At 49.4% G+C, this 330-nt stretch carries 1 pseudogene; it reads right to left on the bottom strand.

The features are described 5' to 3' along the window. A pseudogene (locus DXB63_RS18440) lies at positions 1 to 330 on the bottom strand (hypothetical protein); the annotation flags it as partial.

Genomic DNA, 330 nt, shown 5'->3' with positions numbered 1-330 from the left:
GTTGCACCTTTGAGGGAAGTACCAACCTTAGTACCATCAACCATAAGGAAATGATCGCTGCTCAAGGAAACGACAGGTGTTTTTCCATCAATTCCATTTGCTCCGGCAGCACCCTTGAGAGAAGCACCAACCTTAGTTCCGTCCACGGTAAGGAAGTAGTCGCTACTCAGGGAAACAACAGGGCTTTTTCCGGCAATCCCCTGTATACCTTGAATGCCCTGGTCTCCTTTATCACCTTTCGCACCAGTGGCTCCGGTTGCACCCTTGAGGGAAGTACCAACCTTAGTACCATCAACCATAAGGAAATGATCGCTGCTCAGGGAAACGACA

The sequence above is a fragment of the Bacteroides sp. OM05-12 genome (assembly GCF_003438995.1).
Taxonomy (GTDB): domain Bacteria; phylum Bacteroidota; class Bacteroidia; order Bacteroidales; family Bacteroidaceae; genus Bacteroides.
This window is presented reverse-complemented; position numbering and strand designations above follow the sequence as displayed.